Annotated in this window: 1 protein-coding gene and 1 pseudogene; both read left to right on the plus strand. The window is 71.5% G+C overall.

Annotated elements, in window-relative coordinates:
• Positions 1 to 33 precede the first annotated feature (33 nt).
• Positions 34 to 11,517 carry a type I polyketide synthase gene (locus BKA25_RS12670; RefSeq protein WP_069849605.1) on the plus strand — a complete coding sequence of 3,828 codons (11,484 nt, stop codon included), beginning with the start codon at positions 34 to 36 and terminating at the stop codon, positions 11,515 to 11,517.
• Positions 11,518 to 11,728: 211 nt separating this feature from the next.
• Positions 11,729 to 24,916, plus strand: a pseudogene (locus BKA25_RS27815) (type I polyketide synthase); the annotation flags it as partial.
• Between the last annotated feature and the right edge of the window lie 17 nt (positions 24,917 to 24,933).

Consider the following 24,933-nt stretch of genomic DNA (forward strand, 5'->3'; position numbering starts at 1 on the left):
CGTGTATGAGCTCGACGAGCGGGAGTGAAACCGATGGCCACTGACAACGAACTCCGGGACGCCCTCAAGTGGGTCACCGCGGACCTGCACAAGTCGAAGCGGCGGATCAGCGAGCTGGAGTCGCAGCACGACGAACCGGTGGCCATCGTCGGCATGGCCTGCCGTCTGCCGGGCGGGGTGCGCTCTCCGGAGGACCTCTGGAACCTGGTGCACACCGGTACAGACGCGATCGGCGAGTTCCCGGCCGACCGTGGCTGGCCCCTCGACGAGCTCTATCACCCCGACCCGGACAACCCCGGTACCTGCTACACCCGCGAGGGCGGCTTCCTCTACGACGTCGCCGACTTCGATCCGGAGTTCTTCGGTATCTCCCCGCGCGAGGCCACCGGGATGGACCCGCAGCAGCGTCAGCTGTTGGAGGCGTCCTGGGAGGTCCTCGAACGGGCGGGCATCGACATCGCCGGTCTGCGAGGCAGCCGCACCGGTGTCTTCGCGGGCATCTCCCAGCAGGATTACGCGCTGCTGCTGAACGCAGCACCGGGCGGCATGGACGGACACGCGACCACCGGCACGTCCAACAGCGTGGTCTCCGGGCGGATCTCCTATGTGCTCGGTCTGGAGGGACCGTCCATCACGGTCGACACCGCCTGCTCGTCCTCGTTGGTGGCGCTGCACCTCGCCGTGCGAGCGCTACGCAGCGGGGAATGCGACCTGGCGTTGGCGGGCGGGGTCACCGTCATGTCCAGCACCGCAGCGCTGGTCACGCTGTCGCGGCAGCGGGCCCTCGCCCCGGACGGCCGTTCCAAGGCATTCAGCGACGACGCCAACGGCACCGGCTGGGGCGAGGGCGTCTCGGTGCTGGCGGTGGAACGGCTGTCCGACGCGCAGCGCAACGGGCACCCGATCGTCGGGATCATCCGGGGCACCGCCGTGAACTCCGACGGCGCCTCGAACGGCTTGACCGCGCCGAACGGACCGTCGCAGCAACGCGTCATCCGAGCCGCCCTGGCCGACGCCAAGGTCGCCGCGGGCGACATCGACGTGGTCGAGGCGCACGGCACCGGAACCTCTCTCGGCGACCCGATCGAGGCCGACGCGCTGTTGGCCACCTACGGACGGACCCGAGGACCGGACCGGGCACTGTGGCTGGGCTCCATCAAATCCAACATCGGCCACACCCAGGCCGCAGCGGGCATCGCGGGTGTGATCAAGATGGTGCAGGCGATGCGGCACCAGACGATGCCGCGCACCCTGCACGCGGAACGACCCTCCACCTTCGTGGACTGGTCGGCGGGCACGGTGCGATTGCTGCAGTCCGAACGGGACTGGCCCTCCGACGGGCGGCCGCGCCGAGCCGGGGTGTCGTCCTTCGGGATCAGCGGCACCAACGCGCATGTGATCGTCGAACAGGCTCCCGTCGCCGAGGAACCGGCGGCGGCCGTTGTCCCGGCGGAGGAGATCGGCGCGACGCTGCCGTGGGTGCTGTCCGCGCGCTCGGAGCCCGCGCTGCGCGGCCAGGCCCGGCGACTGCTCGCCCACCTCGCAGACCGGCCGGAGCTCTCGGCTGCCGACGTCGGCCTGTCGCTGGCGACCACCCGAACCGCACTGGAACATCGGGTCGCCCTGCTCGGCGGTGACCGGGACGAACTGTCCACCCGACTGACCGCCTTCGCCGAGGACACCGCAGATCAGGACGCCGACGTCATCGAGGCCGCCGCCACGCCGGGCCCGGTGGTGTTCGTCTTCGGCGGACAGGGTGGCCAGTGGCCGGAGATGGCCCATGGATTACTGGCGGAGTCCCCGGTCTTCGCGGCCGAGGCGGCCCGCTGCGCCGAGGTGCTCGCCGAGTTCCTGGACTGGGATGTGCTCGACGTGCTGCGTGGCGCGCCGGATGCGCCGTCGATGAGCCGGACCGATGTGATCCAGCCCGTGCTGTTCACGCTCATGGTCAGCCTGGCCGCCCTGTGGCGCAGCGCCGGGGTCCACCCGGCCGCGGTGGTGGGTCATTCCCAGGGCGAGATCGTCGCCGCGTACGTGGCGGGCGGGATCAGTCTGCGCGACGCCGCACGGGTGGTCGCGTTGCGCAGCAAGGCGATGAGCCTGGTGGACGGCCGGATGGCCTCGGTGGTGTTGAGCGCCGAGGACACCCGGGCCAGGTTGGCCCGCTACGAGGGCCTGCTGTCGTTGGCCGCGGTCAACGGGCCGAGCTCCTCCACGGTGGGCGGGGACCCCGAGGCGTGCCGGGAGTTCGTCGCCGAATGCGAGCGAGACGGCATCCGGGCCCGCATCATCACCGGTGTCGCCACCGCAGGCCACTCCGTGTTGCTCGACCCGTTGCGGGACGGGATGTTGGAGACCCTGGCCCCGGTCCAGCCGATGACCGGCACCATCCCGTTCTACTCGACGCTGACCGGCGCGGTGATCGACACCGCGACCCTGGACGCCGACTACTGGTACCGCAACGCCCGACACACCGTGTTGTTCGAGCCCACCGCCCGGACGCTGCTGGCCGACGGGCACACGGTGTTCCTGGAGATCTCGCCGCATCCGATGCTCGCCGTGCCGGTCCGGGAGATCATCGAGGACACCGGCCACGCCGCGTCGGCCACCGGCACCCTGGTCCGTGGCTGCGGTGGGATGAGTCAGTTCCGCCGTGCGTTGGCGCGTGTGTTCGTCCACGGCGGCACCGTCGACCTCTCGGGGCTGTTCCCCGGCGGCGACCGCGTCGAACTGCCGACGTACGCCTTCCAGCACCAGCACCTCTGGGCCACGATCCACGCCGGTACCGGCGACGCGGGGGCGCTGGGCCTGCGGTCCCTCGACCACCCCGTACTCGGGGGCGCGATGGTGCTCGCCGACGGCGACGGTGTGGTGCTCACCGGGCGACTCGATCTGTCCCGCCAACCGTGGTTGGCCGACCACCCGGTCGGCGACCGGATCCTGTTCCCTGGCACCGGTCTGCTCGACCTCGCCGTGTTGGCGGGCGATCAGGTCGGCTGCGCCCAGGTGGACGAGCTGACCCTGCAGGTGCCGATGGTGCTGCCGACCACGGGTGGACTGGTCGTCCAGGTCCGGGTGGAGGCGCAGGCCTCGGACGGCGCCCGCGAGTTCGGTATCTACAGCCGCCTGCGGGACGAGACCACCGAACTGGGCTGGACCCGACACGCCTCCGGTGTGCTGGCACAGCCGACGAACGCACCCGGGGTGGACGGGCTGACCGCGTGGCCGCCCGCAGGGTTGGACGAGGTCGACGGCGCGGCGCACTACGAGCGGATGGCCGCCGCCGGTTACGGCTACGGCCCGCTCTTCCAGGGGCTACGGCGGCTGTGGCAGGGCGACGGCGAGGTGTACGCGGAGGCGGCCCTGCCGGAGGCCGCGCATTCCGACGCGGGTCGCTTCGGTCTGCATCCCGCGCTGCTCGACTCGGCGCTGCATGCCTCGTTCGTGCTCGGCGACGGCCAGGACGACGTCCGGCTGCCCTTCTCCTGGCGAGGGGTCCGCCTGCACGCGGGCGGCGCCACCCTGATCCGGATCCGCATGACGTTGACCGGCCCGGATTCGGTCTCGATCGAGGTCGCCGACACCACCGGCGAGCCGGTGCTGACCGCCGAGAACCTCGTGGTCCGGCCCCTGGGCAAGGGCGACGTGGTCCCCGCCCGCGACGAGGCGCTGCACCAGGTGCGCTGGCCGGAGTTGGCGACACCCATCGAGCAGACACCGGTCGCCAGGGCGGTGCTACGTGTCGAGGGCCCGCAGTTGCCCGACGGCGTGCTTCCCGGAGCGGCCGTCGCCACCGGACTCGATGACCTGGCTGCGGTGTTCGAGGGCGTGGGAACGCCTGCGGACGTGGTGGTCGCGGCGGGCGGCGACGAGTCGTGGCCGCCGGTGCTGGCCGCTCTGGACCTGTTGAAGAGCTGGCTGGCCGATCGCCGCTTCGATGATGCGCGTCTGGTGTTCGTCACCACCGCAGCGGTCGGCGTGGAACCGGAGTCGACGGTCACCGACCTGTCGGGCTCCGGTGTGTGGGGGCTGCTGCGCTCGGCCCAATCCGAGCACCCGGGCCGATTCGCGATCGTCGATGTGGACGACACGGCCGACTCCTGGACACAGCTGCCCTCGGCGCTGGCCACCGGGGAGGTGCAGGTCGCGGTCCGAGGTGGGGTGCTGCGGGTTCCTCGACTCGGACGCTGGGACCGCGCGGGCGTGATGCTGCCGCCGCCCGGCGAGGCGGCCTGGCGGGTCGGAAACCGCCAGCCGGGCACCATCGAGGGCTTGGAACTGGAGCCGTACCCGGAGGTGCTCGGCGCACTGACCGAGGGCGAGATCCGTGTCGACATTCGGGCCGCAGGCCTGAACTTCAAGGACGTCGTCGTCGCGTTGAACCTGGTCCCCGGCCTGTCCGGGCTCGGTGGCGAGGTCGCGGGCGTGGTCGGCGCCGTCGGACCGGGGGTGACCCGGTTCGCGGTGGGCGACCGGGTGATGGGCATGACCGCCGAGTCGCTCGGTCCGGTCGGGATCACCGACGAGCGGCTTCTCGCGCCGATGCCCGCGGGATGGACCTTCGAGGAGGCGGCGTCGGTTCCGGTCGCCTTCCTCACCGCGTACATGGGACTGGTCGACCTCGCCCAGGTCCAGCCGGGCGAGCGACTCCTCGTACACGCGGCGGCGGGCGGTGTCGGCACCGCCGCGGTGCAACTCGCCCGCCACCTCGGGTTGGAGGTCTATGCCACCGCGAGCCCGGCCAAGCAACACCGGCTCCGGGACTGGGGAATCCCCGACGACCGGATCGCCAACTCCCGCACCCTGGACTTCGAGGACGCCTTCCGGGCGGCCAGCGGTGGCGCCGGTGTCGACGTGGTCCTGGACTGTCTGGCAGGCGAGTTCGTCGACGCCGGTCTGCGGCTGCTCTCCCCGGGCGGCCGATTCCTGGAGATGGGTAAGACCGACAAACGCGACGCCGAGCAGGTCGCCCGCGACTATCCGGGTGTCCGGTACCGGGTCTACGACCTGATGGAGGCCGGTCGAGACCGGCTCGGTGAGATGCTGACCGAGATCGCCGCACTCATCGAACAGGGCGAGATCCGCCCGCCCACGGTGAACGTCTTCGACGTCCGGCGGGCTCGGACCGCATTCCGCTCCCTGAGCCAGGCCGCGCTGATCGGCAAAGCGGTGCTGAGCGTGCCGAAGCCGCTCGATCCGGCCGGGACCGTGCTGGTCACCGGCGGTCTGGGCATGCTCGGTGCGTTGCTCGCCCGCCACCTGGTCGCCGAGTACGGCGTCCGCCACCTGGTGCTGACCGGCAGACGTGGTCCCGAGACGCCCGGGGCAGCCGAGCTGGTCGCCGACCTCGCCGCGCAGGGCGCCCAGGCCACGGTCGTGGCCTGTGATGTCACCGATCGGGAGGCGGTGACGCACCTGGTGCGGGCCGTGCCCGAGGCCCATCCGCTGACCGGCGTGGTGCACACCGCAGGTGCGCTCGAGGACGGCCTGATCGAGACGCTGACCGTCGAGCAGACCGTCCGCGTGCTGCGGGCCAAGGTGGACAGTGCGCTGGTGCTCGACGAACTGACCAGGGACCTCGATCTGGCGATCTTCGTGCTGTTCTCCTCGTTGGCGGGCACGATGGGCGGGCCGGGGCAGGGCAACTACGCGGCGGCCAACGCGATGCTCGACGGGCTCGCTCAACGTCGCCGTGCCACCGGTCGGGCCGCGGTATCGCTGGCCTGGGGTTTCTGGTCGCAACGCAGTGAGATGTCCGCGCACCTCAGCGACGGGGACCTGGCCCGTTTCAGTCGGGGCGGCGCGCACCTGATCTCCGAGGAAGAGGGTCTGGGCCTGTTCGACGCGGCGCTGCGCACCGGCCTGCCCACACTCGCCCCCGCACCCTTCGACACCGCGGCCTTGGCCGCGCAGGGCGACGCGTTGTCGCCGATCCTGCGTGGCCTGGTCCGCCCGGTGACCCGACGTCGAGTCAGCGCCGGTCCCGGCGACGCCGACGGGCCCTCGCTACGTGACCGGTTGACGCCGCTGACCGTGCCCGAGCGCGATCGGGTGCTGCTCACCCTGGTGCGGACGAACGTGGCCACCGTGCTCGGGCACTCCGACCCGGAGTCGGTGCGTCCTGCGGGCACGTTCCAGGAGTTGGGTTTCGACTCGCTGACCGGTGTCGAATTCCGCAATCGACTCTCCACCGCCACCGGGCTGCGGCTGCCGGTGACGTTGGTGTTCGACCATCCCACCCCGCAGAAACTCGCCCGCTATCTGCTCGGCGAACTGCTCGGCATCGACGCCCCCACCCCGGAGCCCGAGCCGAGCGCTGCGACCCAACGCTCGGCGGACGCCGCGACCGACCCGCTGGTCATCGTCGGCATGGCCTGCCGCTATCCCGGCGGGGCGGACACCCCGGAGAAGCTGTGGCAGCTCCTCGTCGACGAACGCGATGCCATCTCCGCGATGCCCACCGATCGCGGCTGGCCCGAGCAGACCGCGGGTGGCCAGCGCTTCGAGGGCGGTTTCCTCACCGACGTCGCCTCGTTCGACGCCGGATTCTTCGGGATCACCCCGCGCGAGGCGATCACCATGGATCCCCAGCAGCGATTGATGTTGGAGGCTGTCTGGGAGGGCATCGAGCGGATGGGCACCGACGCCCATACCTTGCGCGGCAGCCGGACCGGTGTGTTCATCGGCGCCTCCACCCAGGGCTACTCGGCGCTGTTCGATTCGGATTCCGAGGTGATGGCCGGCTACGGCGTCACGGGCCTGTCGGCCAGCGTGGTCTCCGGCCGCATCGCCTACGCCCTGGGGCTGGAGGGACCGGCGATCACGGTCGACACCGCCTGCTCCTCCTCCCTGGTGGCCTTGCACAACGCCGCGAACGCGCTCCGAGACCGGGAATGCGACCTGGCCGTCGCGGGCGGTGCGGCGATCATCTCCAGCCCGTTCCTCTTCGACGACTTCGCCAGGCAGGGCGGCTTGGCCGAGGACAACCGCTGCAAGGCGTTCGCGGCCGGAGCCGATGGCACCGCTTGGGCCGAGGGCGTCGGCGTCGTCATCCTCGAACGGTTGTCGGACGCCCGCCGCAACGGGCACCCCGTGCTCGCCGTGCTGCGGGGCACCGCCATCAACTCCGATGGCGCGTCCAACGGGCTCACCGCGCCGAACGGCGCAGCACAGCGCCGGGTCATCCAGGCCGCCTTGGATCGCGCCGGATTGGATCCGTCCGAGGTGGACCTCATCGAGGCCCACGGCACCGGAACCCGCCTCGGCGACCCGATCGAGGCCCACGCCGTGCTCGACGTCTACGGCGGTGAACGCGAGACGCCCGTCCGGTTGGGGTCGTTGAAGTCCAACATCGGGCACGCGCAGGCGGCGGCAGGGGTCAGCGGGGTGATCAAGGCGGTATTGGCGCTGCAACACGGCTTCATGCCTCGTTCGCTGCATCTGGACGAACCCTCGCCGGACGTCGATTGGACGCGGGGTCGGGTCCACCTGCTCGCCACCGGCGAGACCTGGCCCGAACTCGGCCGTCCCCGGCGCGCGGCGGTGTCCTCGTTCGGTATCAGTGGCACCAACGCCCACCTCATCCTGGAGCAGGCACCCGAGGCCGGTCAGGCGGAGCGCGGCGCGCCGCTGCCGATGCCATGGCTGCTCTCCGGCGGCACCCGACAGGCACTCGCCCAGCAGGCGGGTCGCCTGCACGACCGCCTCGCCGCCGACCCGGAACTCGACCTCGTCGACGTGGCCTATTCACTGGGCACGACCCGCGCCGCACTCGACCATCGGGCCGCCCTACCGGTCACCGACCGCCAATCGGCCCTCGCCGGGCTGGCCGAGCTACGGGACGGCGGTGGTCGGGTCCGGGAGGCCGTCGATGGCGGTCTCGCGATCCTCTTCACCGGGCAGGGCGCCCAACGCGCGGAGATGGGACTCGGCCTGTACCAACGCTTCCCGGCCTACGCCTCGGCCTTCGACGAGGTGTGTCGCCACCTCGACGAACAGCTGGATCGCCCGCTGCGCGAGGCAATCGGCGACGCCGACCTGCTCGACCGCACCGGCTACACCCAACCGGCGCTGTTCGCCGTCGAGGTGGCGCTCTTCCGGCTGCTGCAGAGCGGGGGCATCCGTCCCGACTTCCTCCTCGGCCATTCGATCGGGCAGGTCACGGCCGCGCACGTCGCCGGGGTGTTGAGCCTGCCGGACGCCTGCAGGCTGGTGGCGGCCCGAGGCGCGCTCATGCAGGCCCTGCCTGCGGGCGGCGGGATGCTGGCCGTGGCACTGCCCGAATCGGAGACCGGCGCGCTGTTGGGCGCGGGTGTCTCGGTCGCGGCCGTCAACGCACCCGATGCCACGGTGCTGGCCGGACCGGAGTCCGAACTGGAGCGGATCGCGGAGACACTCGCGGGCCGAGGCATCAGGGTCCGTCGCCTCGCCGTCAGCCATGCATTCCACTCGGCTCTCATGGAGCCGATGCTCGCCCCGTTCGCCGATGTCGTGGCCGAGCTGACCTTCGAGGCGCCGGAGCTACCGATCGTCAGCGACCTCACCGGCGAGGTCGTCACGGCGCAGGAGATCACCGACCCGGCCTACTGGGTCCGGCATGCCCGCGAGTCCGTCCGATTCGCGGCAGGCATCGAGACGCTGCTGCACTCCGGCGTGCGGACCTTCCTGGAACTGGGCCCCACCGCAGTACTGACCCCGATGGTCACCGGCTGCCTGGACGCGACCGACACCGAGGCCGAGTGCCTGCCGATGCTCAGCCGCGAGGGCGACGAACCCGCGCTGCTGCTCGCCGCCGTGGCCGCCGCCCACGGCCGGGGCGTCACGGTCTCCTGGCCTGCGGTGCTGGCCGACGACGGTTCACGGCGCGTCGACCTGCCGACGTACGCCTTCCAACGGGCCAGGTACTGGCCGGAACCGCGCTGGACCGAGGACACGGGTCTGCCGGGCACCGGTCACCCGCTGCTGCCCGCGACGCTGCCCACCCCGGCGGGCGAGGTGCTCTTCGCGGGGGAGCTGTCGCGCGACCGGCAGACCTGGCTCGCCGACCACCGTGTGCAGGAGACGGTCATCTTTCCCGGCGCCGGATTCGTCGAGTTGGCCACCTGGGCAGGAGCCCGACTCGGCAAACCCGCCCTCGCCGAGTTGGAGCTGCACAACCCGCTTCCGCTGCCCGCCGAGAGTGGACTGCGGGTGCAGGTCGCGGTCGCCGACGACGGCCGGGTGTCCATCCATTCCAGCGAAGACGGCCAGTCCTGGGCCCAACACGCCGAGGGGCGTCTGGACGAGCAGTCGTCCCCGCCCGTCGGCGGATTCGAATCCTGGCCGCCCGTGGACTCGGTGCCCATCGAGATCGCGGCGTCCTTCTACGACGACATGGTGGCCGCCGGGTTCGGCTATGGACCGACCTTCCGAGGGCTCACGGCTGCTTGGCGGCATGGCACGGACGTCCTCGCCGAGGTCACCCTGCCGTCTTCCTCGGTGATCGGCTACGGCCTGCATCCGGCGCTGCTCGACGCGGCGCTGCACGCACTGGCCTTCCGACCGGGAGCCTCGGCGCAGAGCAGGCCGAAACTGCCCTTCGCCTTCACCGACGTGAGTGTCTGGCGCACCGGGGCGACGGCGCTGCGCGTGCGGATTAGTGAGACCGGCCCGGATACCGTCACGGTCGAGGCTTTCGACGTCGACGGCGCCCCGGTGGCCAGGATCGGCTCGCTCGTCCTGCGGGAGACCACCGGGGTACGCCGCCGCGACGACCTCTACCGCACCGAATGGGTGCCCGCACCCGTCACCGATGCGGGCGCCGTGCTACCCAAGGCCGTCCACGTCCTGCTCGAACCCGCCGCGGATCGGCTCGACCCGGCGGGCACCCACGAGCTGGTCGGTCGGCTGCTGCAGACCGTGCGCGACTTCGTCACCCAGCCCGACGACGGCACCCGGCTGGTGGTGCGCACGGTCGACGCCACCGCCGAGAAGCCGGATCTGGCGCATGCGGCGGCGTGGGGCGTGCTGTGCTCCGCTCAGCTCGAACACCCCGACCGGGTCGTGCTGGTCGACACGACGCCGGGGGAGTCCGCCGACGCGGTCCAGATCGGACTGCGGCTTGCCCAGTTCCACGGGGAGACCCAGGTTCGATTGCGCGACGGCCAGGTCTGGGTGCCCCGCCTCGCCCGGTTGACCACCGAGCCGGCCAGCTCGTTGTGGCCGCACAGCGGAACCGTGCTGATCACCGGGGCGACGGGGATGCTCGGCTCGCTGTTCGCCCGGCATCTGGTGGCGGAACACGGTGTACGCGATCTGCTGCTGCTCAGCCGCACGGGCAGGCAGGCCCCCGGCGCCGAGGCGCTCACCCGTGAACTCGACGAACTCGGCGCCACCGTCGACTGGGCCGCCTGCGATGTGTCCGACCGCCAGGCACTGCGCACCGTCCTCGACGCCATACCCGCGCATCGCCCGCTACGCGGCGTGCTGCACGTGGCGGGCGTGGTCGACGACGGGGTCATCACCTCGCTTACCCCGGAACAGGTCGATCGCGTGCTGCGGGTGAAGGCCGATGCCACCCACCACCTGCATGAACTCACCGAGAACGCCGATCTCGACGCCTTCGTGGTGTTCTCCTCGGCCGCAGGCACCTTCGGTTCGGCGGGACAGGCCAACTACGCGGCCGGAAACGCCTACGCCGACGCCCTGTGCCGCCACCGGCGATCGGCAGGCAGGCCCGCGATCTCCTTGGCCTGGGGCCCCTGGGAGGAGGACGGCGGGATGACTGCGGCGCTCACCGACACCGACCGCAAACGCATCGCCCGAGCCGGGCTGCTCGCCTTCAACCCCGAGACCGGCGTCGAGGTCTTCGACCGGGCCGTGTCCGCCGAGGACGCCACCGTGGTTCCGATGCGGATCGACACCAAGGCCCTGTCCGGCCGGTCCGGCGACACCACCGTCCCCGTGTTGCTGCGTTCGCTCGCCGCGCCGAAGGCCGCGCAGGCGGCGGCTCCGGCCGAGGATCTCGCGCGGCGACTCGCACCCCTATCGCAGGCGGACAGATTGGCCGCACTCATCGAGTTGGTGCGCACCGAGGCCAGCGCGGTGGCCGGTCTGCCACCGGGTACGGGCATCGCACCCACCAAGGCCTTCACCACGGCGGGATTCGATTCGCTGATGGCCGTCGAGATGCGCAACCGGCTGGTCGACCGGACGGGTGTCCGGCTGCCTGCGACGCTCATCTTCGACTATCCGACCACCGCCGACCTGGCGGGCCGCCTGGTCACCGAGCTGGATCTGGCAACGCCGGAGACGATCGATCCGGTGGCGGTCGCGTTGGACGACCTGGAACGTGCCTGGCAGGCCGGGACGGCAGGGGAGGGCGACCGGGCGTTGGCCAGTCGCCTGCGAGTGCTGCTCGCCCGCGTCGAACGCGGCGGTGCCACGGCCACCACCGACGCAACGGAGGTCGACGACCTCGGTTCGGCCGATGCGGCCGAGCTGCTCGATCTGATCAGCGACGAGTTCGGTATCCGCTGACCCCGGGGTCGGGCCACTCCGATCGCAGGGGTGGCCGCCCGGGCTTTACGGGGGTCTGCGCAGCAGCGCCGACCTTAGCCTCGATGCGACACGCCAACCGTCGCGCCCGCCCGGCCACCGGCGGGCGCGATGACCGATGCCACCGGAAATTGGAGCGTCCATGGATTCTGCGGCGGGCTCGGAGGTCTCCGTCACCGAAGCGATCAGCGCGCTTCGGGCGTCCCTGCTGGAGAATCAGCGGCTGCGTAAGCAGAACCAGGAGTTGTTGGCCTCGGCGGCCGAGCCGATCGCCGTGGTCGGGATGGCGGGTCGCTATCCCTCGGGGGCCAACGACCTCGACGGGTTATGGCGACTGCTGCTCGACGAGACCGACGCCATGACCGAGCCGCCCACCAATCGCGGCTGGGAGTTGTGGAACTCCAGCATCGACGGGGTCGGCGCGTTCCTGGACGACATCGCAGGCTTCGACGCGGCGTTCTTCGGCATCTCTCCGCGCGAGGCGGCCTCGATGGACCCGCAGCAGCGGGTGTTGCTCGAAGCGGCCTGGTCGGCATTGGAGAACGCCGCGATCGTGCCGTCCTCGTTGCGGGGCAGCCGAACCGGTGTCTTCGTCGGCGGCACTCCCCAGGAGTACGGCGCGCTGCTCGCCCGCTCGCCCGAGCTCACCGACGGATACGGCGTCACCGGGGTTCCCGCCAGCGTGCTCTCCGGTCGCATCTCCTTCGCGCTCGGGCTGGAAGGACCCGCCGTCACGGTCGACACGGCCTGTTCGTCCTCCCTGGTCGCCCTACATCTGGCGATTCAGGCTCTGCGCAACGAGGAATGCGACCTGGCGTTGGGCGCGGGCGTGTTGCTGCTCTCCTCCCCGGCCATCTGGGACGAGTTCGCCCGCCAACGCGGCCTAGCGGGCGACGGCCGGTGCAAGTCGTTCGCCGACTCGGCCGACGGGACGGGGTGGGGCGAGGGCGTCGGTGTCCTGGTGTTGGAGCGGTTGTCCGACGCACAGCGCAACGGCCATCGGGTGTTGGCACTGCTCCGAGGCTCGGCGGTCAATTCCGATGGTGCGTCCAACGGATTGACCGCCCCGAACGGTCCGTCCCAGCAGCGGGTGATCCGGGCCGCGCTGGCCAACGCCGGCCTGTCGCCTTCGGACGTCGACATGGTGGAGGCCCACGGCACCGGCACTCGGCTGGGTGATCCGATCGAGGCGCAGGCGCTGCTCGCCACCTATGGGCAGGATCGCGAGCGGCCGCTGCTTCTCGGCTCGATCAAATCGAACATCGGGCACCTCCAAGCGGCGGCCGGGGTCACCAGCGTCATCAAGGCGATCCTGGCGTTGCGGCACGGCATGGTCCCGGCGTCGCTGCACATCGAGACACCGAGCAGCCAGGTCGACTGGGCGGCGGGTTCCGTCGAGCTGGTCACCTCGGCCCGGCCGTTGCCTGCGACCGGCAGGCCGTGGCGGGCCGGGGTGTCGTCCTTCGGAATCAGTGGCACGAACGCCCATGTGGTCGTGGAACAGGCACCCGCCGTCGAGCAGGCAGACCCCAGCCCGGAGGTGGCCGGGTTGCCGTTGCTGGTGTCGGCTCGCTCCGAGGCCGCATTGGACGGTCAGATCGCCCGACTCGACCGGTGGCTCGCCGATCATCCCGACACGCCTGCCGCCGATGTCGCGTGGTCGTTGGCCACGACGAGAGCGGTCCTCGACCATCGGGCATTCCTGCTCGACGGGGCGTGGCAGCGCGGGACCGTGCTGTCGGGCGCGGTGGCGGTGTTGTTCACCGGTCAGGGTTCGCAGCACGAGCAGATGGGTTCGCATCCGCTGCTCGTCGAGGAATACGACCGGGTGAAGGCCCTGTTCGACCCTTCGCTGTTCGACGGCGACCTCGACTCGACCGGGGTCGCGCAACCCGCCGTGTTCGCTTTGCAGATCGCACTGTGGAAACTGTGGCAGTCCTGGGGATTACGCCCGGATCGGTTGATCGGCCATTCGGTGGGGGAGCTCGCGGCGGCCGTGGTGGCCGGGGTGTGGTCGCTGGAGGACGCCTGCCGGGTCGTGGCAGCGCGGGCCCGGTTGATGCAGGCATTGCCCGCAGGCGGCGCGATGCTCGCGGTCGACCGGCCGGTAGAGGGAGTGCCGGACACCGTCTCGATCGCGGCGGTGAACTCGCCGACCTCGACGGTGCTGTCCGGGCCCGAGGACGAGATCGAGGCCATCGCCGTCGAACTCCGTGCCGCAGGTGCCCGGGTCAAGCGCCTCAAGGTCTCGCACGCCTTCCACTCCGCCCTGATGGAACCGATGCTCGCCGACTTCGCGAGTGTGTTGGAAACGGTCGTCTTTCATCCGCCCCGGATCCCGATCATCACTACCAGCGGTGCAGGCGGTGAGATCGACACTCCGCAGTACTGGGTCGACCAGGTCCGCGCCACCGTCCGCTTCGCCGACGCCATCGGCACCGCAGTCGAGCAGGGCGTGGACACCTTCCTGGAACTCGGACCCGACGCGGTGCTGACGCCGCTGGCCCTGGAGACCGAGGGCACCGTCACCGCGATCTCCGCCCAGCACCGGGATCGCGACCTGCTATTCGACGCCCTCGGTCGGATGTGGCAGCGCGGTCTGGACCCGGACTGGACCACGATCCTGCCCCGAGGCGCCCACGTCGACCTGCCCACCTACGCCTTCCACCACGAGTCCTACTGGGTGCACCCCACCGTCGAGGAGGAGTCCGCCGATCCCGCCGACGCCGAGCTGTGGCGGGCCATCGAGTCCGGGGACGTGGCCGCGCTCGCCGCCGAACTGGACCTGCCCGATCACTCCCTCGACACCGTCGTCCCCGCCCTCACCGCCTGGCGTGCCCGCCGCAGGCAACGCGCCGAGAGCGACGCCTGGCGCTACCGGCTCGTCTGGAGGCCCGTCGCGACCACGGACGGCACCGAGCCGACCGGCCGCTGGTTGATCGTGGTGCCCGAGGACGTCGACGCCTCGCCCGTTGTCGCGGCACTGACCGGCGCCGAGGTCGACATCCTGGTCGCCACCGGCGACTGGGCCGACCGGCTGGCCACCCACCCCGACGTCGACGCGGTGCTGTCGCTGCTCGCCTTCGACGAGCGCCCGCATCCCACGTACCCCGAGATCACCAACGGTCTCGTCGACACGCTCGAACTGATCAAGACCATGGCGGCGCGGCTGCCCGCCACGGCACGCTGGATCATGACGCGCGGTTGCCACGATCGCCCCGCGCAGGCCGCAGTCTGGGGTCTCGGCCATGTCGCGGGCCTCGAACACTCCGCCCCCGGCGGCCTGATCGACTGCGCCGACACCGCATTCCTGCCGCACCTGCCCGCCGCCCTGTCCAGCGGCGAGGATCAGGCGCGGCTGACCGAGACCGGAGTGCTCGGCCGTCGGATGATCCATGCACCGCTGGCCGAAGCAGGCCCCGCCCGACCGTGGACCCCCCACGGCACAGTCCTCATCACGGGCGGAACCGGAGGGATCGGCGCCCATCTGGCCCGGTGGGCCGTGGCCAACGGCGCCGAGGGCCTGGTGCTGACCAGTCGCCGAGGCCTCGCGGCCCGAGGGGCCGAAGACCTACGCGACGAACTGAACGCCGCCGGGGTCGCCGTGACGATCGCGACCTGCGATGTGGCCGACCGGAACGCCGTGGCCGAGGTGCTCGCAGACATCCCCGCCGAGCGGCCGCTCACCGCCGTGCTGCACGCGGCAGGGGTGGCCCGACACACCGAGTTGTCCGCGTTGGACGTCGACGAGTTGGCCGACGTGCTGCGCGGCAAGACCTTGGGCGCCCGGTGGCTCGACGAGCTGACCGCCGACCTGCCGCTCGATGCGTTCGTCCTCTTCTCCTCGGGTGCCGCCGCGTGGGGCGGAGCCACCCAGGGCGCCTATGCGGCAGCCAACAGCTATCTCGACACCCTGGCCACCGCCCGGCGGAACCGAGGACTGCCCGCCACCTCGATCGCCTGGGGCGCCTGGCAATCCGACGGCATGGCCGAGGGCGCGGCCAGGGAACTGATCCAGCGACTAGGCCTGCGCCTCATGGAACCGGGACCGGCCATCGCCGCGCTGCGGGCCGCCGTCGAACACGGGGACGGCACGCTTGCCGTCGCCGACATCGACTGGTCGCTCTTCGCCCCGGGCTACCTGTTGAGCCGCCGTCGCCCGCTCATCATGGACATCCCCGAGGTCGCCGACGCCCTCGCCGAGGTTCATACCGACATCGACACCGATTCCGGCCTGCGCGCCGAACTGGCGGGCTTCGCCCCGGCAGACCGACACCGACGGTTGATCGAGGTGGTCCGCTCGGCCGCGGCCACCGTCCTACGCCACGGATCGGCCGAGGCCATCGACGTCCGACGCCCCTTTCACGAACTGGGCTTCGACTCGCTCACAGCGGTCGAGATGCGCAATCAGGTGGCCGCCGCCACCGGCATCCGGCTGCCCGCCACACTCGTCTTCGATCACCCGAGCGTGCAGGAACTCGCCGCCCATCTCGACGAGCAGCTGGGTGGCGCCGCTGCGCAGCCCGTCGCCGTGGCCCCGACGGCGCGTACCACCGACGACCCGATCGTCATCGTAGGCATGGCCTGCCGTTATCCCGGGCAGGTGCGCAGTCCCGAAGACCTGTGGAAGCTGGTCTGCGACGGCGTCGACGCCATCGGATACGCGCCCGAGGACCGGGGGTGGAGCAGCGACGGCCGGGACTTCACCGGTTCGGGTGGGTTCCTCGCCGAGGCGGGCGACTTCGACGCCGCGTTCTTCGACATCTCGCCCCGCGAGGCGGTCTCGATGGACCCGCAACAGCGGCTGCTCCTCGAAACCGCGTGGGAGGCGGTCGAACGCGCAGGCATCGACCCGGCCTCGCTGCGCGGCAGCCGCACCGGTGTCTTCGTGGGCGGTGCCGTGCAGGAGTACGCCACCCTGCTGGTCAACTCGGCCGAGGGCGCGGGCGGTTACACCATGACCAGCTCCTCGGGCAGCGTGCTCTCCGGCCGGATCTCCTATGCGCTGGGCCTGGAGGGGCCGGCCGTCACGGTCGACACCGCCTGCTCGTCCTCGCTGGTCACCCTGCATCTGGCGGCGCAGGCGCTCCGGGCGGGGGAGTGCGACCTCGCCCTGGCAGGCGGCGTCACCGTGATGACCACGCCGGGAATCTTCCAGGAGTTCGGCAGACAGGGTGGGCTCTCCTCCGACGGTCGGTGCAGGTCGTTCGCCGACACCGCCGACGGCACCGGATGGGGCGAGGGAGTGGGCCTGCTCGCCGTGCAGCGCCTGAGCGACGCCCGCCGCGACGGACACCGGGTGTTGGCTGTGGTCGCCGGTTCGGCGATCAACCAGGACGGCGCCTCGAACGGTCTGACCGCGCCCAACGGCCCGTCGCAACAGCGGGTCATCCGAGCGGCCCTCGCCGACGCCGGCCTGACGGCCGCCGAGGTGGACGTGGTGGAGGCACACGGAACCGGCACCCGATTGGGCGACCCGATCGAGGCGCAGGCCGTACTGGCCACCTACGGCACGCACCGCGATCGGCCCCTGCTCCTCGGATCGATCAAATCGAATATCGGACACACCCAGGCGGCGGCGGGCGTGGCCGGAATCATCAAGATGGTGCTGGCGATTCGGCACGGCCAGGTTCCTGCGACGCTGCACGTGGACGAGCCGAGCCGCCAGGTGGACTGGACGACGGGCCAGGTCGCGCTGCTCACCTCGGGACAGGACTGGCCCGCCGTGGACCGGCCGCGCCGGGCCGGGGTGTCATCCTTCGGGATCAGCGGTACGAACGCCCACGTGATCATCGAGCAACCACCGGCGGCCGAGCCGGTACCCGAGCCTGCACCGGCGAGCGCGCCGCTGGTGGTCTCGGCACGGACCGAGACCGCCCTGCATGCCCAGACCGAAGGTCTGACCCGATGGTTGGCGGCGAACCCGGACACCTCCCCGCGTGGTGTCGCCTGGTCGTTGGCGACGGCACGCGCGGCCCTCGATCACCGGGCATTCCTGCTCGACGGCGGATGGCAGCACGGGGAGGTGCGGCCCGGTTCGGTGGCGGTGTTGTTCACCGGTCAGGGTTCGCAGCACGAGCAGATGGGTTCGCATCCGCTGCTCGTCGAGGAATACGACCGGGTGAAGGCCCTGTTCGACCCTTCGCTGTTCGACGGCGACCTCGACTCGACCGGGGTCGCGCAACCCGCCGTGTTCGCTTTGCAGATCGCTTTGTGGAAACTGTGGCAGTCCTGGGGATTACGGCCCGACCGCCTTATCGGCCACTCCGTGGGGGAACTCGCCGCCGCCGTGGTCGCCGGGGTGTGGTCGCTGGAGGACGCCTGCCGGGTCGTGGCAGCGCGGGCCCGGTTGATGCAGGCATTGCCCGCAGGCGGGGCGATGCTCGCGGTCGACCGACCGGTGGACGAGGTGCCCGACACGCTCTCGGTCGCGGCGGTGAACTCGCCGACCTCGACGGTGCTGTCCGGACCCGAGGTCGAGATCGAGGCCATCGCCGTCGAACTCCGTGCCGCAGGTGCCCGGGTCAAGCGCCTCAAGGTCTCGCACGCCTTCCACTCCGCCCTGATGGAACCGATGCTGGCCGAGTTCGCGGCGGCACTGCGGGACATCGAGTTCAACGCTCCGCGGATCCCGATCATCACCACCAGCGGGGCCGGTGGCGAGATCACCAGCCCGCAGTACTGGGTCGACCAGGTCCGCGCCACCGTCCGCTTCGCCGACGCGGTGCGCACCGCCGTGGCAGACGGCGTGGACACCTTCCTGGAACTCGGACCCGATGCGGCGCTCGCTCCGATGACACTGGAGACCGCCCCGGACGCCGTCGCGATTCCCGCGCTGCGCAAGGGACACGATCAACTCGACACCGCGCTCGGCCGGATGTGGCTGGCGGGCTTCGACCCGGACTGGACCGCGATCCTGCCCCGAGGCACCCACGTCGACCTACCCACCTATCCCTTCCAACACGAGCGCTACTGGGTCACCCCCGCACCGGGCGCAGCCTCGGACAACGGTCCCGATGCCGAGCTGTGGCAGACCATCGAGTCCGGGGACGTGGCCGCCCTCGCCGCCGAACTGGACCTGCCCGATCACTCCCTCGACACCGTCGTCCCCGCCCTCGCCGCCTGGCGCGCCCGCAGACAGGAACGCGCCGTCACCGACGGCTGGCGCTACCGGATCAGCTGGAAACCCGTGGCGCTCCCGCGTTCCCCACGGCTGACCGGCCGCTGGCTGATCGTGGTCCCCGAAGGCGTCGACCACTCGGCCGTGGCACAAGCCCTGATCGAGGCGGAGGTCCGCACCCTCGTCGCGACCGGTGACTGGACCGAACACCTCGACGCCGATGTCGTCCTGTCGCTCCTCGCCCTCGACGAACGACCCCATCCCGACCATCCCGAGCTGACCCGAGGCCTGGTCGACACCCTGCTGCTCGAACAGGCGATGCGCCGCACCGAATCGCCCGCAACCCGATGGTTGTTCACCCGAGGCGCCGACCTCGACCCCCGGCAGGCCGCGATCCACGGTCTCGGCCAGGTCGCGAGCCTCGAACACCCGCAGGGTTGGGGCGGCCTGATCGACTGCGCCGACGACACCGGACTGCGTTACCTCACGGCCGCCCTCGCCAGCGGTGAAGACCAACTACGCCTCACCGCCGATGGCGTCCTCTCTCGACGGCTGCGCCGCGCCCAACCCGAGCACGCCGAATCCTGGATGCCGAGGGGCACCGTCCTCATCACGGGCGGCACCGGCGGTCTCGGAGCGCACCTCGCCCGCTGGGCGGCCTCCCACGGCGCCGATCGGCTCGTCCTCACCAGTAGACAGGGCATCGCCACACCGGGCGCCGAGGCATTGCGCGCGGAACTCGGCGCAACCGGGGTGGCCGTCACGGTCGCCGCCTGTGACGTCGCCGATCGTTCGGCACTGGCCGAGTTGCTTGCTACCGACCCGCCCGACGCGATCCTGCACGCCGCAGGCGTCGCCCCCTACGAGGACCTGAGCGGCATCGGACCGGCGGAGCTAGCAGCGGCCATGCGCGGCAAGGCGATCGGCGCCCGCTGGCTCGACGAGCTGACGGCCGAACTCCCGCTGGACGCGTTCGTGCTGTTCTCCTCCGGCGCGGCCGCCTGGGGTGGCGCCACCCAGGGTGCCTACGCGGCGGCCAATGCCTACCTCGATGCGCTCGCCGTCGCCCGACATGCCCGCGGCCTCCCCGCGACCTCGATCGCCTGGGGAGGTTGGGATGGGCCCGGCATGAGCGCCGCCGCCGATCACGCCGCCCTGGCCCGGCGCGGTCTGCGCCTGATGGATCCGGCCCTGGCCCTGACCGTGCTGGCCCGCACCGTCGCGGCGGGCGATTCGCAGCTGGTCGTGACCGATATGGACTGGTCGAAGTTCGCGCCCGGTTACGCCATGGCCCGCCGCCGCCCGCTCATCGAGGACATCGCCGAGGCGGCCGAGGCACTGGCCGAGACATCCGACGGCGTGGCGGGTGCGGGCGACGAGCTACGCGATCGGCTCGCCCCGCTGGGTGCGGCCGATCGCCGCGACCGGCTCACCGAGCTGATCCGCATCGAGGCCGCCGAGGTGCTCGGTCACCAGGACGCGACCGGTGTTCCGGCAGGAAGGCCCTTTCAAGAGCTCGGCTTCGACTCGCTGACCGCCGTCGAGTTGCGCAACCGCATCGCGCGGGTCACCGGCTTGCGTCCGTCCGCCACCATGGTGTTCGACCACCCGAATCCGACCGCGCTGGCCGACTTCCTGCTCGCAGAGTTGTTCGGGGCCGACCCGATCGAATCCGCATCGGCCGTGGCCGCGCCGGTGACCGACGACCCGATCGTCATCGTGGGCATGGCCTGCCGTTATCCCGGCGGCGTGCGCTCCCCGGACGATCTGTGGCGGCTCGTGGCGGCGGAACGCGACGCCATCGGCCCGGTGCCCACCGACCGAGGCTGGCAGACCGGCGCCGACACCGAGGGCGGTTTCCTACACGACGTGGCCTCGTTCGACGCGGCGTTCTTCGGCATCTCGCCTCGCGAGGCACTCGCCATGGACCCGCAACAGCGGCTGCTCCTCGAAACCGCCTACGAGGCACTGGAATCCGTCGGCACCGACCCGGCGACGTTGCGCGGCAGCCGGACCGGCGTCTTCGTGGGCGGCACCGTCCAGGAGTACGCCCCGCTGCTGGTCAACTCGCCGGAGGGCAACAGCGGATACACCGCGACGGGTGCCTCGTCGAGCGTGATGTCCGGTCGGATCAATTATGTGTTCGGCTTCGAGGGGCCCGCCGTCACGGTCGACACCGCCTGTTCGTCCTCGCTGGTCTCGATGCACCTGGCCGCGCAAGCGTTGCGTGCGGGGGAGTGCGATCGGGCACTCGCGGGCGGGGTGGCGGTGATGGCCACTCCGGGGGCCTTCGCCGAGTTCGGCAAGCAGGGCGCCATCGCGGGCGACGGCCGCTGCAAGGCATTCTCCGATGGCGCCGACGGCACCGGCTGGGCCGAGGGCGTCGGCCTACTCGTGCTGGAGCGCCGCTCCGAGGCCGAACGCCACGGCCACCCGATTCTGGCCGTGGTGTGTGGTTCGGCCACCAACTCCGATGGTGCGTCCAACGGCCTCACCGCACCGAACGGTCCCTCGCAACAGCGCGTCATTCGCGCCGCGCTGCGCAGCGCGGGCCTGGCGCCGTCCGAGGTGGACGCCGTCGAGGCACACGGCACCGGCACGACCCTGGGCGATCCGATCGAGGCGCAGGCGGTTCTGGCGACCTACGGACAGGACCGTGTCGAACCGCTCTACCTCGGCTCGATCAAATCGAACATCGGCCACTCGCAGCATGCGGCGGGCATCGCCGGGGTCATCAAGATGGTCCAGGCCATGCGCCATGGCATCCTGCCCGCGACGCTGTACGCGGCCGAGCCGACCAGTCAGGTCGACTGGTCGGCGGGTGCGGTCAGCCTGCTCGCGCAGTCACGGCCCTGGCCCGAGGCCGACCGGCCGCGTCGGGCCGCCGTCTCGGGCTTCGGAATGAGCGGCACCAACGCCCACGTCATCCTCGAACAGCCCGCCACCGTCCCCGCAACGGACGACGCGGTGCCCGGTGGTCCGCTGCCGTTCGTGCTCGGCGCCCACTCCGGGGAAGCCCTGACCGAGATGGCCGCGACACTGGCCGCCACGCCGTGGACACCCGCCGACCTGGCCGCCACCCTGGCGACGTCCGGGCGTTCGGGCCTGTCTCATCGCGCGGTGCTGACGGCCCAGAGCGCCGAGGAGTTGACCGCCGGGCTGCGGTCGCTCGCACAGGGTGAGCCCCGGCCCGAGCTGGTGCGCGGCGTGTCGACCGAACAGGGCCGCGTCACCTTCGTCTTCCCCGGACAGGGCGCGCAATGGCAGGGCATGGGCCGCGAGCTGTGGGCCACCGCGCCGGTGTTCGCCGAGTCGATGCAGCGGTGCGCGCAAGCCCTCGAACCGTACGTCGATTGGACCCTGCGGGAGATGGTCGACGGCGGCCCCGGCGAGGCCGTCGACGTCGTGCAACCGGTCTCCTGGGCCGTGATGGTGTCGTTGGCCGCGCTCTGGCGGGCGGCAGGCGTCGAACCCGACGCCGTGGTGGGCCATTCGCAGGGCGAGATCGCGGCGGCGGTCGTGGCGGGCGCGCTCACCCTCGACGAGGGCGCCCGCATCGTGGCGCTGCGCAGCAGACTGATCGGTGCGACGCTCTCCGGCCACGGCGGTATGGTCTCGGTCGCCCTCGACGAGGCATCCGTGGCCGAGCGCATCGCACGGTGGGACGGGCGCATCTCGTTGGCCGCGGTCAACAGCCCGGAGTCCTCGGTGGTGGCGGGCGAGCCCGAGGCATTGCGGGAATTCCTCGACGGTTGTGTCGAGGAGGGCATCCGGGCTCGACGCATCGCCGTGGACTACGCCTCGCACACCGCGCAGGTCGACGCGCTCGACGCCGATATCACCGAGGCGCTGGCCGGGCTCGCCCCGGTCACCGCGCCGATCACCTTGTGCTCCAGCGTCACCGGCGACATCCTGGACACGGCCGAACTCGACGGCGCCTACTGGTCACGCAACCTGCGGTCCACCGTGCGTTTCGGCGACGCCGTCGAAACGCTGACCGACGCGGGGCACACCGTCTTCATCGAGGTCAGCTCGCATCCGGTGCTGGCGATGGCGGTGGACGCGACCGCGTCCGCCCGGGAGGTCCCGATCACCGCGACCGGTTCCCTGCGCCGCGACGACGGCGGCATCGATCGGTTCACCCTCGCCTTGGCCGAGGCCTGGGTTGCGGGGGTGGCCGTCGACTGGCCCGCCGTACTGCCCGCCCGACGTCGGGTCGCGCTGCCGCCCTACCCGTTCCAACGCCGCCGCTTCTGGCTCGACTCCACCCTGACCGCCGCGCGGAACGCCGATCCGGTGGACGAGCGATTCTGGACGCTCGTCGAATCGCACTCCCTGGCGGCCGAACTGGACATGCCCGCCGACACCCCGCTGTCGGAGTTCCTGCCCGCGCTCGCCGGGTGGCGGGAACGCGGGCGGCGCAACACGGCCGCCGATGCCTGGCGCTACCGCCTGCGGTGGAAGGCCCTGCCGCACACCGGGCCCGGGCTGCTCGCTGGCACCTGGCTCGTCGTGGGAACGGCCGCAGGCCCGGACATCACCCAGGCCATCGAGGCCGCAGGGGCGAGGGCGCTCAACGAGCCGACCGACGAGGCGGGCTCGATCAGCGGCATCATCGTGGCGCCCACCGACGCGCGGGACACGGTGGCGCTCACCCAGACGCTCGACGCGATCGACCCGACCGCACCGCGCTGGTATCTCACCCGCGACGCCGCCGACCGTCCGGACCAAGCGCAGATCCGATCCATCGCCCAGATCGCGGGCCTGGAACAACCTCGGACCTACGGTGGCATCGTCGACATCGGACCCGGTGGTGCGCACCGGCTGGCTGCCGCGCTGACCGCAGGCCAGGACGAGGTGCGCGTCACCGAGGCCGGGCTGTTCGCCCGCAGGCTCACCCGCGCCCCGCTCGGCGGCGCACCGGCCTCGCGCAGCTGGCGGCCGAGCGGCACCGTCCTCATCACCGGTGGCACCGGCGGTATCGGCGCGTCCCTCGCCCGCTGGGCGGCCGATCGGGGTGCCGAGCACATCCTCCTGGTCGGCCGTCGCGGCGATCAGGCACCGGGCGCCGCCGAACTGCGCGAGGAACTCGTCGCCCTCGGCGTCCACGCGACCGTGGCGGCCTGCGACCTGGCCGATCGCGATGCGGTGGCGGCCCTGCTCGCAGGCATCCCCGCCGAGTATCCGCTCACCGCGATCCTGCACGCCGCAGGCATCGGGGGCGGATACGCCGAGCTGTCCGACCTCGACCCGGCCGACTTGGCGGCCACCGCAGCAGGAAAGGCCGATGGAGCCCGACATCTCGACGAACTCACTGCGGACCACGACCTCGACGCGTTCGTCCTGTTCTCCTCCGGCGCCGCTGTCTGGGGAAGCGCCGGTCAGGCCGCCTACGCCTCGGCCAACGGCTACCTGGACGGACTCGCCGCCGCCCGACGGTCTCAGGGGCGGACCGCCACCTGTATCGCCTGGGGCGCCTGGGGATCCGGCGGCATGCTCGACGCCGACCGCGCGGCAGGCGAGCGCTTGGCGCGCCTCGGCGTGCGTCTGATGGATCCGGCGCCCGCGATCGCAGCGATGGTGCAGGCCGTCGAGCACGACGAGACCAGCCTGACCGTGGCGGACCTCGATTGGGAGCGGTTCGCGCCCGGCTACACGATGTCGCGACGGCGCACCCTCATCGACGACATTCCCGAGGCCACCGAGGCCCTCGACGACGACGCGGCACCCACCGAGGCATCGGGCGTCGGCGCGGATCTGCGTGAGCTGCTGGCCGGGCTGACCGACTTCGAGCAGCGCACCACCCTCATCGAGGTGTTGCGCGGTGAGATCGCCGCCGTCCTCGGCCACGACGATCCCGCCGAGATCCGGGAGGACCGCCCGTTCACCGACCTCGGGTTCGACTCGCTCACCGCGATGGAACTGCGCAACCGGCTCACCGCCCGCACCGGCAACCGAATGCGAGCCACCCTCGTCTTCGACTTCCCGACCACCGAGGCACTCGCCGACCACGTCCTGTCCACCATGGACCTCCAGCAGACCGCCCCCCGCCGCGAACTCGCCGATGCCACCGAGATCGGCCACGAACTGGACCGGATCGAACGAGCCCTGCCCGCCCTCGGCGCCGGACCCGAATCCGACGCGCTCCGCGACCGATTGCGCAGGCTCATCGCCGTGCTCGGCACCGACACCACCGACCTCGACGACGCCACCGACGACGAGCTGTTCGACCTCATCGACCGCGACCTCGGGGTGTCCTGACCTGATCGGCGACGACC

The organism is Actinoalloteichus hymeniacidonis (assembly GCF_014203365.1).
In the GTDB taxonomy this organism is placed as follows: domain Bacteria; phylum Actinomycetota; class Actinomycetes; order Mycobacteriales; family Pseudonocardiaceae; genus Actinoalloteichus_A; species Actinoalloteichus_A hymeniacidonis.